The organism is Algibacter sp. TI.3.09 (assembly GCF_038154905.1).
Lineage (GTDB): Bacteria > Bacteroidota > Bacteroidia > Flavobacteriales > Flavobacteriaceae > Algibacter.
In genome coordinates this window covers 1807684-1819331 of record NZ_JBAKAN010000001.1, presented here as the reverse complement: position 1 = coordinate 1819331, position 11648 = coordinate 1807684, and the positions used below count along the sequence as shown (strand labels likewise).

11 protein-coding genes are annotated in these 11648 nt (G+C 33.5%); 5 read left to right on the top strand and 6 right to left on the bottom strand.

Annotation, left to right across the window (positions count from 1 at the left end; all coding sequences use genetic code 11):
* Positions 1-32: 32 nt before the first annotated feature.
* The gene (locus tag V6246_RS07285) at positions 33-1424 is read left to right on the top strand and encodes a sugar transferase (protein WP_341559800.1); all 1392 of its coding nucleotides are present in this window, start codon (positions 33-35) and stop codon (positions 1422-1424) included.
* Between the two features lie 88 nt (positions 1425-1512).
* On the opposite strand, the gene V6246_RS07280 is transcribed toward V6246_RS07285, so the two are convergent.
* The gene (locus V6246_RS07280; protein WP_341559799.1) at positions 1513-2685 is read right to left on the bottom strand and encodes a lipoprotein N-acyltransferase Lnb domain-containing protein; all 1173 of its coding nucleotides are present in this window, start codon (positions 2683-2685) and stop codon (positions 1513-1515) included.
* A gap of 12 nt (positions 2686-2697) precedes the next feature.
* Positions 2698-3768, bottom strand: coding sequence for a putative type IX sorting system protein PorV2 (locus V6246_RS07275; RefSeq protein ID WP_341559798.1), 1071 nt, complete (start codon positions 3766-3768; stop codon positions 2698-2700).
* Positions 3769-3945: 177 nt separating this feature from the next.
* On the opposite strand from V6246_RS07275, the gene V6246_RS07270 reads away from it, so the two are divergent.
* Genes V6246_RS07270 through V6246_RS07260 form a run of 3 tightly spaced genes read left to right on the top strand, consistent with a single transcriptional unit; the run spans position 3946 to position 6121 of the window.
* Positions 3946-4698, top strand: coding sequence for a CDP-alcohol phosphatidyltransferase family protein (locus V6246_RS07270; RefSeq protein ID WP_341559797.1), 753 nt, complete (start codon positions 3946-3948; stop codon positions 4696-4698).
* Positions 4699-4705: 7 nt separating this feature from the next.
* On the top strand, positions 4706-5515 hold the full coding sequence (locus V6246_RS07265) for a TerC family protein (RefSeq protein ID WP_074938237.1): 810 nt from the start codon (positions 4706-4708) through the stop codon (positions 5513-5515).
* A gap of 9 nt (positions 5516-5524) precedes the next feature.
* Entirely contained in the window at positions 5525-6121 is a 597-nt protein-coding gene (locus V6246_RS07260; RefSeq protein WP_162857662.1) for a hypothetical protein, read from the top strand.
* 131 nt (positions 6122-6252) lie between these two features.
* Here the strand turns inward: V6246_RS07260 and lptB are convergent, their stop codons facing one another.
* The 4 genes from lptB to V6246_RS07240 form a co-directional block, all read right to left on the bottom strand.
* Entirely contained in the window at positions 6253-6993 is a 741-nt protein-coding gene (gene lptB / locus V6246_RS07255; protein ID WP_042503199.1) for an LPS export ABC transporter ATP-binding protein, read from the bottom strand.
* Positions 6994-7064: 71 nt separating this feature from the next.
* Complete coding sequence (locus V6246_RS07250; RefSeq protein WP_074938235.1) at positions 7065-7421, bottom strand: carboxymuconolactone decarboxylase family protein; 357 nt, start codon at positions 7419-7421, stop codon at positions 7065-7067.
* Positions 7405-8238 (bottom strand): twin-arginine translocase subunit TatC, encoded by an 834-nt coding sequence (tatC, locus tag V6246_RS07245; RefSeq protein ID WP_042503198.1) that lies wholly within the window; start codon positions 8236-8238, stop codon positions 7405-7407. The genes V6246_RS07250 and tatC overlap by 17 nt, the downstream gene beginning before the upstream one ends.
* A complete protein-coding gene (locus tag V6246_RS07240) occupies positions 8238-9203 on the bottom strand; it encodes a KpsF/GutQ family sugar-phosphate isomerase (protein WP_341559796.1) in 966 nt (321 codons plus the stop codon). Before V6246_RS07240 ends, tatC begins: the two co-directional genes overlap by 1 nt.
* Positions 9204-9407: 204 nt before the next feature.
* On the opposite strand from V6246_RS07240, the gene V6246_RS07235 reads away from it, so the two are divergent.
* Positions 9408-11612, top strand: coding sequence for a RecQ family ATP-dependent DNA helicase (locus tag V6246_RS07235; RefSeq protein ID WP_341559795.1), 2205 nt, complete (start codon positions 9408-9410; stop codon positions 11610-11612).
* Positions 11613-11648: the final 36 nt, after the last annotated feature.

Sequence of the window (11648 nt, the reverse complement as noted above, 5' to 3'; positions counted from 1 at the left end):
TATCTTTACATCTCTCTAACTAGTGCAAAAAAATGTTTAAAAGTAGCATCCATTTCGATATCTCGGAGCGTAAAGTTCTTTTGCGAATCATAGACGTTTTTGCGGTGCTTGCTATTTTATATGCGGTTAGTAATTTTTTCGATTTTAATTATTTTATCATCAATAAAGAAAATTGGAAATGGGTATTTGTGCTTGTGTTATACATGTCTATATTCGGAACCATTTTTGAACTCTACGATTTACAAAAGTCTAGCAAGCTAGATAAAACATTCGCTAATATTGTTTTTACGGCATCGACTACCGTGTTGTTTTATTTTCTAACACCACTTTTTACACCAGTTTTACCAGATAATAGGTTACAGATTTTATATTTTTATTTTTCTATTGTGTCGGCCTTGTTTGTCTGGAGGTGGTTTTATGTTACTTTTATAACATCGCCTAGATTTCATAAAAAAGCTTTAGTTGTTGGCGAAATCTCAAGTATTCAATCTATAGTTGAAGCTTTTAAAAATTCAGATCCTAATTATAAAATTGTAGGCTTCATTAACTGCGAAACAAAACAAGTTGATAATATAAAATTTACAGGAGCAAGAGAATTTAGTCCAACTGAAATTCATCAGGTTATTAAGGATGAAAATATATCAGAAATTGTAATTGCTAGTTATGATTCGGATTCTATAACACCAGAAATCTATCGTGATTTAATTACCTTATTAGAACGCGGTTTTCCTATAAAAGAATATACACAAGCTTACGAGGAAATGACTCAACGTGTTCCTGTACAGTTTGTTGGTAAAGATTTTTATAAATATTTTCCATTTAGCCGAAGTAATCACAATAAGTTGTATTTGTTTTTTAGAAGAGTATTCGATATTGCAATTTCAGTAATCGGTTTGATTGTTAGTTTGGGTTTTCTTCCTTTAATTTTTATTGGGAATTTAATAGGAAATAGAGGTTCACTTTTTTATACGCAAAAACGAATTGGTAAAAATGGAGTGCCTTTTCAGATTATAAAATACAGAAGTATGGTAGAAGATGCTGAAAAGGATGGTGCAGTTTGGGCTCAAAAAAACGATACCAGAATAACACCGTTTGGTAAATTTCTAAGACATTCTAGATTAGATGAAATCCCTCAGTTTATCAATATTTTAAAAGGTGAAATGAGTTTAATTGGTCCAAGGCCAGAACGTCCACGTTTTGTATCTGAACTATCTAACTTATTACCATTTTATGAAACTCGACATATTGTAAAACCTGGGCTTACAGGTTGGGCACAAGTAAAAACGAGATATGGTAGTTCGGTAGATGATAGTTTATTAAAACTTCAATACGATCTATACTATATTAAACACCGTAGTTTTTTCTTAGATATTAATATACTAGTAAAAACAATAAGCACTATGATATTCTTTAGAGGGCAATAAGCCGATTTTAACTAGATATTCCGAATAACCTAACATTCCTTAATAAATCTTAGAACGAAGCTTTTAATTCAGCTCAAAACAACGATCTTTACTTTCTGTTAAAGTGTTGTATTAGGTATAGGTAGCGAATAAATAAGGCTACTAATAGCGGGATTAATCCAATAGCAAATACTTGCACGCCAATACACCAATGTAAGGTGAGTAGGCACAGCATAATCACTAAGAATTTTAAATATTTTGAAAACCAAACGCTTGGTGTTTTTCTAAAAAGTTGTCCGATTACAAAAATGTTTAAAACAAATGCCCAAAGAAGGTTGTAGTTTTGATGTGTTCCTGTGTGGTCGGTCGCAAACCAAAGTAGTAAAATAACGATGCCAATAACACCAGTGATAGAAAATAAACTCACATCTAACCAGTTACTACGCTTTCCATTTTTATAATCTTTATACGTGATAAAAATTATAAAACATCCAATAAGGCCAATTATAAATAACGGACTTGTTAAAAACGAAGTGGATACATATTTTTCCTTCTTATTAAATAAAATATGGTTTTGAGACACTAAAGGTTTGTCTCCATTTCCAATAGTAGCAACCTCAAAAAAGCGATAGATGTTTTCTGGTAAAAACATGTGCTCTTCAGGAGTGGCTTGTCTGTCAATTACAGAGCCTAAAGCCAAATCTATACCAAAACTTCCCCACGAGTTTTTCTTCACATTTTGGTAAATTAATGTTCTAAAAGTAGCATCTTCAAAATCTTTAGGCTTATTAAAAATTATGCTATTGTTTACCGAAGTATTTGCGACTTCTTTTATTTTGGTAGCACAATTATCAAAGAAGAATTCATAGAGATATCTACGGTTTTCTGGTTTGTAGTTATTAATTAGAAAATCGTAAAGTTTTTGCTTTTCAACTTGAGATAAATTTAAAACTTGAGCTTTTATGCTTCGATTATAGTAAATGTAAACCTGGTAAAACCTATTAAAGTCTGTTTTACTAATTAAATAATTAAGCTGACCTTGAGCAAATTTTAAATAAAAATTAGGTGAGTCAAAATCGTATTGACCATAACCATAAACCACATCTAAGTCGCGAGAAGTATCTTTTATTCTAAAGGCACTATGTCCAAAAGCATCATTTAATTCGTTTCCTGGGCCAACGGTAAGTACGCTTATTTCGGCGTTTTCAGACAGCAAATGCTCTTGAGCTTGTATAGCTTCAAACGAAAATAAAAGTATAAGTAGAAAATATATTTTTTTCATAAATAATAGAAATTATCTAAAAACGCTTAAGTCAATTTTTAACGAAAACACATTAGAGTAAAGCGCAACACTTTGGTCGCCAATATCTGTAAAAGCATAATCTACCTGAATGCCGTTGTATTTAAAACCAACACCAAAACTAGGTTGAAAGCTAAGTTGCTCCGTATTATCGAGCTGTAATTCATTCTGGAAATTCCCCATTCCGGCACGTAAATAAACCATATCGATATAGCCAAATTCAAAACCTAATGCAGGATTGATACTCGCTACGGAAGAAGAAATAATATCATTATTTTCTTCAAACCTCACATTCAGGTTTACAGCCGTTAATAAGGTGTAATCGTAATTAAAATCTACAAGTTTAGAAATTCCTATTTGTAATTTAGGAATGGTAATTTCGGTAGTTTCAGGTAACTCTTGGTTTTGTCCTTCAACAGCATCTTGCACGGTTGCAAATTCTTCTTCATCGATGGCCCAAGCATTAAACGTTGTGGTAATATCGCGAGCCATAATACCAAATTTCCAATCGTTTTCGGTTTCAAACTGAACACCTAAATCGAAACCAAAACCCCAAGAAGATGCAAAATCACCAATAACACGACGGATTACTTTAGCATTTATACCATAATTTAAGCCTTGTACAGGCAATGCTCTAGCATAAGAGAAGGTTAATCCATAATCTGCTGTAGAAAATAAGCTAATTCTGTCGTAGTTAATATTGCCTTGATCGTCAATTAATTGTGTGGTGTTCAAAATATCGTCAACAGCAAATCGTATTAACGAGATTCCAATAGCACTTCTGTCGTCTAAAGGCATAGCATAAGCCGCATAATCGTAATTCGCAATGTTTGCAAAGTAGCTCGAGTGCATCAATGAAAGCTGATTGTCTTCTAATTTTAAAAGTCCTGCCGGATTCCAATAACTAGAATTAACATCGGCAGAATGCGAAGTTACGGCGCTACTCATACCTAATGCCGCCGCATCTACACCAATATTCATAAATTCGTTTGAGTATTTTCTAACCGTTTGGCTAAATACCGAAATAGAGATTATAAAGAATAAGGTGGTCAGGTTAAGTTTCAATCGTAAATTTTTTACAAAGATGCACATAATACCTATTTAATCATAAAATTTCAAATTGAAACTTCAACTTATTTGCTGTCTAATGGCGTAATATTTAAGTCTATAAACTTGAATTTACGATAGATATTGTTTTAGACGAAATTTGTTTGCTATTTTTACAAACTTAAAAGACTAAATATGAAGAAACACATACCTAATGCTATTACGCTTTTAAATTTGTTAAGCGGATGTATTGCTGTTATTTTGGCGGTAAATGATGATTTTGTTGCAGCAGCGTTATTTGTGTTTTTAGGCATATTTTTCGATTTCTTTGATGGTCTTGCAGCAAGAAAACTAAATGTATCTAGCCCATTAGGATTACAGTTAGATTCTCTGGCAGATATGGTAACCAGTGGTTTGGTTCCTGGAATTATAATGTACAAACTATTAATGTTAGCTACTGGCGATTTTGTAGATTATTCTGAAGCTTCGCATTGGCAAGAGCATTCTAGTTGGATTGGTACTGAATTGCAAATTTTGCCACTAATGGGATTGTTGGTCACTTTAGGATCGGCATATCGATTAGCAAAATTTAATATTGATGAAGATCAACAAACCTACTTTAAAGGCTTGCCAACACCTGCAAATGCTCTTTTAATACTATCGTTACCTCTTATTATTGAATTTCAAAATAGTGATCTTATAAATTCTATTATTTTGAATAAATGGTTTTTAATAGGCCTTACGCTACTTAGTTGCTACATATTAAATGCCAATATAAAATTATTCGCCTTAAAATTTAAAAATTATGGTTTTAAGGATAATGTAATGCGCTATATTTTTCTAATTTTGTGCGTTATACTTTTAATTGTTTTACAGTTTGCAGCCATACCTTTAATAATAATTCTTTATATATTTTTATCTGTTATAGATAATTTAAACTCCAAATAATTTACCAATGTTAGAAAACATTTTCACGCTATTAATGCTAGTTCTTTTACAAGCTGTTTTAGGATTCGATAACTTATTATACATTTCATTAGAAAGTAAAAAAGCTCCGGAAAGCGAGCAAAAACGAGTGCGTAAGGTTGGTATTTTAATCGCTATTGTTTTAAGAATAGTACTTCTATTTGTTTTAGTTTCTATTATCGGATTTTTTAAAGAACCGTTTTCATTCTTAACAGGTGGTATTGGTGATATTCTCCATTTTGCCTTCAATGGGCATAGTATTATTGTTTTAGTCGGTGGCGGATTTATAATTTACACAGCTATTAAGGAAATTTGGCACATGATTTCTAATCATGATTTAGAGCATAATGTAGAAGGTGGTGATGGCAAGCGTTTAAAGTCTGCTAATGCCGTAATTACGAGTATTGTAATTATGAATTTAGTATTCTCTTTCGATTCTATTCTGGCTGCAATTGGGCTTACTAGTCATTTAGAAAATACAACTGCAGCGTTTATAATTATGGCTATTGCTATTGTTGCAAGTGGATTATTAATGTTGGTGTTAGCCGATAAAATTTCTTCATTCTTGGCTAAAAATAGAATGTATGAAGTACTTGGTTTATTCATTCTTTTTATAGTAGGTATTATGCTAGTTACCGAAGGTGGTCACTTAGCGCATATCAATATATTTGGTGAAAATATTGTGCCAATGAGTAAAACAACGTTCTATTTTGTATTAGCGGTTTTAGTTATTGTAGATGTGGTGCAAGGGCGTTACCAAAAGAAATTATTAAAAGAACAAGCTGCTAAAAATAAATAGTTTACCGATATGCAAAATATTTCATTTCCATTAAATTTTAAGTTTAACATTTCAACTTTTGCTAACGATTTCGTTGCAACCGATGCTTCTGGAGCTACCGTTGCCTACGTTAGGCAAAAAATGTTTAAGCTTAAAGAAGATATTCTTATCTATAATAATGAAAACAAGACTGAAGTAAATTATAGAATACAAGCAGATAGATGGATCGATTTTTCTGCGGCCTACAGTTTTAAAGATAAAGAAGGTAATGAGCTTGGTAAAATTGCAAGAAAGGGATGGAGATCTATTTGGAAAGCGCAATATGAACTTATTGATCAAAATCAAAAATTACAATATCATATTCGTGAAGATAATGCTTGGGTAAAAGTATTCGATTCTATGTTTGGTGAAATACCAATTCTAGGGATGTTTACAGGATATTTTTTCAATCCGAGTTATAGTGTAATCGATTTGAATAATAAAGCTGTGGTTAAGCTTAAAAAAGAAGGATCGTTTTTTGGAAGAAAGTTTAGTGTTTCTAAATTACAAGAAATTGATAATGACGATGAATACCGTATTCTTTTGGGTTTAATGATGATGGTATTGTTAGAAAGAAGAAAAGGATAATTAATTTACTATGTTGTTTATAACTTTGGAGAAGTGTTTGGCTTTTCGATTCCTTTAAGAATAACTAGAAATAATAAAAGCCGTTAGTAATAAATTTATTACTAACGGCTTTTTTATAGTGTGTGAGGTTTTTACTCTCTAATCTTTTTTCTACGCAACTCAAAGTTCTGACCTAAATATACTTTACGCACCATTTCATCACTAGCAAGTTCTTCTGGTTCACCAGCTTTTAAAATACTACCTTCAAACATTAAGTATGTTCTATCGGTAATGGCTAGTGTTTCTTGCACGTTATGATCGGTAATTAAGATACCAATATTCTTTTTAGTAAGTTGTGCTACAATACGCTGAATATCTTCTACAGCCACAGGATCTACACCTGCAAAAGGTTCATCGAGTAAAATAAAACTAGGGTCGGTTGCAAGGGCACGAGCAATTTCTGTTCTACGACGCTCACCACCAGACAATAAATCGCCACGAGATTTTCTAATATGTCCTAAACCAAACTCATCAATAAGCGATTCCATTTTATGGACTTGTTCTTTCTTGCTTAATTTGGTAAGTTGTAATACACTTAAAATATTATCTTCAATACTTAGTTTTCTAAATACCGAAGCTTCTTGCGCCAAGTAGCCAATACCGTTTTGTGCACGCTTGTACATTGGGTAATTGGTAATCTCTTTGTTATCAAGAAAGATATGGCCACCGTTAGGTTTTACTAAACCAACAATCATGTAAAAAGATGTTGTTTTTCCGGCACCATTAGGGCCTAAAAGTCCAACAATTTCACCTTGATTAACTTCAAGAGAAATATCTTTTACAACTTTTCGTCCGCTATAGGACTTCATTAAATTTTCGGCTTTTAAAATCATATCTTTATAATGAACGTTAAAAATAGTGAAATCATATACACTTCTTTAACAGTTGTTGGTTTTTTATGTTTTTATTGGGTTTTGCTATCTTCTTCCAAAGCATCCCAAAACTCATAAGCACGACGTAAATGTGGAATTACAATAGTTCCGCCTACTAAGGTTGCAATACCTAAAGCTTCTACAACTTCTTCTTTTTTTAGTCCAATTTTATAACTGGTTTCTAAGTGGTATTTTACACAATCGTCGCAGCGTAAAACAGTAGAAGCTACCAAACCAAGTAACTCTTTAGTTTTTACATCTAGAGCTCCTTCCGCGAAAGCGTTAGTATCTAAATTAAAAATACGTTTTATAATTTTATTGTTATCACCTAAAATTTTATCGTTCATTTTAGAACGGTAATCGTTGAATTCTTTAACTGACTCTGACATTTTTTTTCTCTTTTCGTTTTTGATTTCTAATCACTATTTTAGAAATAGTGATACTTACTTGGTACAAAATTATAATAGGAATTGCCACAATAACTTGACTGGCAATATCTGGTGGCGTAATAATTGCAGATAAAATTAATACAATTACCATAGCGTATTTTCGATAAGTTTTTAAGAATTCTGGAGTAACCAAACCTATTTTTGTTAGAAAATAAATAATGATTGGTAACTCGAAAATTAATCCCGAAGCTAATGCTGAAGCACGAACTAAGGCAATATAAGAGCTAATATCTATTTGGTTATCTACCATAGATGATATGCTATAGTTTGCCAAAAAATTAATAGATAATGGCGTAATAATATAGTAACCAAAAAGTACACCTATAAAGAATAGGAGTGAGCAAATAATAATAAAACCACGCGAATGCTTACGTTCTTCCTTATGTAAACCCGGACTAATAAAACTCCATAATTGGTAAATTACGTAAGGAAACGAGATAATGAAACCGCCTAAAATAGCCGTCCAGATATCGGCAGAAAATTGCCCTGCCATGGTTCGGTTTTGTAAAATTAACGGAATTTTGTCGGCACAAAACGTGGTGGTAACATCAAGAAATTGAGCCGCTTTACATAGGAAATCGTACGTTGGGAAATCCATGTGTAGTGGCGCAAAAATAATTTCGTCGAAAATAAAACGACTAAAAATATATGCTAACGTGGCCACAATCATTACGGCCGAGCAAATTCTAATTAAGTGCCAGCGTAAATCTTCGAGATGGTCTAAAAAAGACATCTCATTAATATCCTTTTTTGCCATTATATAATACCTTCTTTTATTAAATCGTGTAAGTGCACAACACCTGCATATTTGCCTTCGTGCTCAACTAAAAGTTGCGAAATATCGTTGGCTTCCATAATTTCTAAAGCCTCAATAGCCATGGCGTTTGCCTGAATACGTTTGGGGTTGGCACCCATAATATCTTTAGCAGTAAGTTTAGAAAAATCGTCTACTTTGGTAAGCATTCTACGCAAATCACCATCGGTAATTATACCTATAATTTGGTTGTTTTCTACCACGGCAGTTACACCTAGCATTTTTGCAGTAATTTCTACAATTACTTCTTTAATACTCGCGTCGCCCTTAACTGCAGGTTTTTCGTTGGTAGAAGAGATATCTTCAACTCTTAAATATAGTTTTTTGCCTAGTGCGCCACCAGGGTGGTATTTAGCAAAATCTGTACTCGAAAAACCACGTAAATTTAACAAACAAACGGCAAGTGCATCGCCAATTACTAACTGTGCAGTTGTGCTTGTTGTTGGTGCTAAATTGTTTGGGCAAGCCTCTTTCTCTACGTAAGCATTTAAAACATAATCAGCATGTTGCGCTAAAAATGAATTTGTATTTCCGGTAATGGCAATCATTTTATTGTTTGCTCGTTTTATCAACGGAATTATAACTTTTATTTCTGGAGTGTTACCGCTTTTCGATAAACAGATCACTACATCGTCGTTTAAAATTAAACCCAAATCGCCATGTATGGCATCGGCAGCATGCATAAAAATAGCAGGCGTTCCCGTAGAGTTTAAAGTAGCTACTATTTTATTACCAATAATAGCACTTTTGCCAATACCTGTAATAATAACGCGACCTTTAGAGTTATAGATAAGATTTACAGCAGCTGCAAAATCTTCTGTTACTAAGCTCGATAAGTTTAAAATGGCTTTACTTTCCATTTCAATTGTTTGCTTAGCAGTTTCAATAATAGAATTTTCTGTACTCAAAATTTATTATTTTTTATAGTTGAAGCATTAAAGATTTTATTATCTTTAAACTTGATAACCAAATTAATTTTATTTTAACTTGTTTTTTCGTTGCAAAACTAACGAAAAAAAGATTGAGACTCTCTAAATACGCAATGAAATTGAAAGCAATTAATAGGCTTTGTGTGTTTACAATTAACAAGTAAGAAATAATTTATACAATTCATGTTGACAGTTAAAAAAGAAATACACAGTGCCTTAAAAAAATATTTTGGATTCAATCAATTCAAAGGACTGCAAGAAGATGTAGTAACAAGTATTATTTCGGGCAATCACACATTCGTGATCATGCCTACAGGTGGTGGTAAATCGCTATGTTACCAGCTGCCTGCGTTAATGCAAGAAGGTACAGCAATTGTGGTATCGCCACTAATTGCTTTAATGAAAAATCAAGTTGATGCTATTCGAGGGATTTCGAATGAAGAAGGCGTTGCACATGTATTAAATTCATCTCTAAACAAAACCGAAGTTAAGCGGGTAAAGGAAGATATTGTAAATGGGGTAACCAAATTACTTTATGTGGCTCCGGAGTCGTTAACAAAAGAGGAAAATGTTGAGTTTTTGCGTACTGTAAAAATATCATTCATGGCCGTCGATGAGGCGCACTGTATTAGTGAATGGGGACACGATTTTAGACCAGAATATAGAAATTTAAGACATATTATCGGGCGTATAGGTGACAATATTCCAATCATTGGGTTAACCGCAACGGCAACACCTAAAGTACAAGAAGATATTATTAAAAACTTGGGTATTTCGGGAGCAACAACATTTAAGGCTTCTTTTAATAGACCCAATTTATATTACGAAGTACGCTCAAAAACTAAAAATGTAGATGCCGATATTATTCGCTTTGTAAAGCAAAACGATGGTAAATCGGGGATTATCTATTGTTTAAGTCGTAAGCGGGTAGAAGAGTTGGCGCAAGTTTTACAAGTAAACGGTGTAAACGCGTTGCCTTACCATGCAGGTTTAGATGCAAAAACGAGATCGAGCCATCAAGATAAATTCTTAATGGAAGATTGTGATGTTATTGTTGCAACCATAGCCTTTGGTATGGGAATCGACAAACCCGATGTACGCTTTGTAATCCATCATGACATTCCAAAAAGTATAGAAAGTTATTATCAAGAAACCGGTCGTGCAGGTCGCGATGGTGGCGAGGGGCACTGCTTAGCTTACTATGCGTATAAAGATATAGAGAAATTAGAAAAATTCATGTCTGGTAAGCCAGTGGCCGAACAAGAAATAGGGCATGCCTTACTGCAAGAAGTTGTTGCTTTCGCAGAAACTTCTATTTCCCGACGTAAATTTATTCTCCATTATTTTGGTGAGGAATTTGATACCGAAACTGGAGAAGGTGGCGATATGGACGACAACGTTAGGCATCCAAAAAAGAAAGTGGAAGCCAAAGACGAAGTTAAAATTCTATTAGACACCATTTCTAAAACCAATGAGAAGTACAAATCTAAAGATTTAGTAAACGTTATTATAGGTAAGGAAAACGCACTTATAAATTCTCATAAAACCAACGAGCAAGATTTTTTTGGAAAAGGGAAAGCACGAGATAATAAATATTGGATGGCACTTTTACGCCAAGTATTAGTATCCGGATTTCTTAAAAAAGATATCGAAACCTATGGTGTTATAAAATTAAAAGACGGAGGTCGTGATTTTATAGCAAATCCAGAATCTTTCATGATGACGGAAGATCATATTTTTGATGGTGCACAAGAAGATGGCTCTGTAGTTACAGCAGCAAAAGGCGCAGATGCTGTTGCCGATGCTACTTTAATGCGTATGCTTAAAGATTTACGTAAAAAGAATGCCAAAAAACTAGGTGTACCGCCATTTGTGGTTTTTCAAGATCCATCGCTAGAAGATATGGCGCTTAAATACCCAGTAACTATTACCGAGCTTGGTAATGTGCACGGTGTTGGCGACGGAAAAGCTAAAAAATACGGTAAAGATTTCGTGGCGCTTATAGAGCAATACGTAGCAGATAATGATATTACGCGTCCCGATGATTTGGTTGTAAAATCTACCGGAAGCAACTCCGCAAACAAGCTATACATTATTCAAAACGTAGACCGTAAACTTCCGCTAGACGATATTGCATCGTCGAAAGGGATGTCTATGAGCGATTTTATTAAAGAAATGGAAGCCATTGTGTATTCTGGTACCAAATTAAATATTACGTACTGGGTAGACGATATTCTCGATGAAGATCAACAAGAAGAAATTCACGATTATTTCATGGAGTCTAGCACCGATAGTATCTCTGATGCTATTGAAGAATTTGATGGCGATTACGACGATGAAGAACTTAGATTATACCGTATAAAATTTATTAGCGAAGTAGCCAACTAAAATATGGGCGTTACCCGAAAAGGGTCGGGCTTTCAC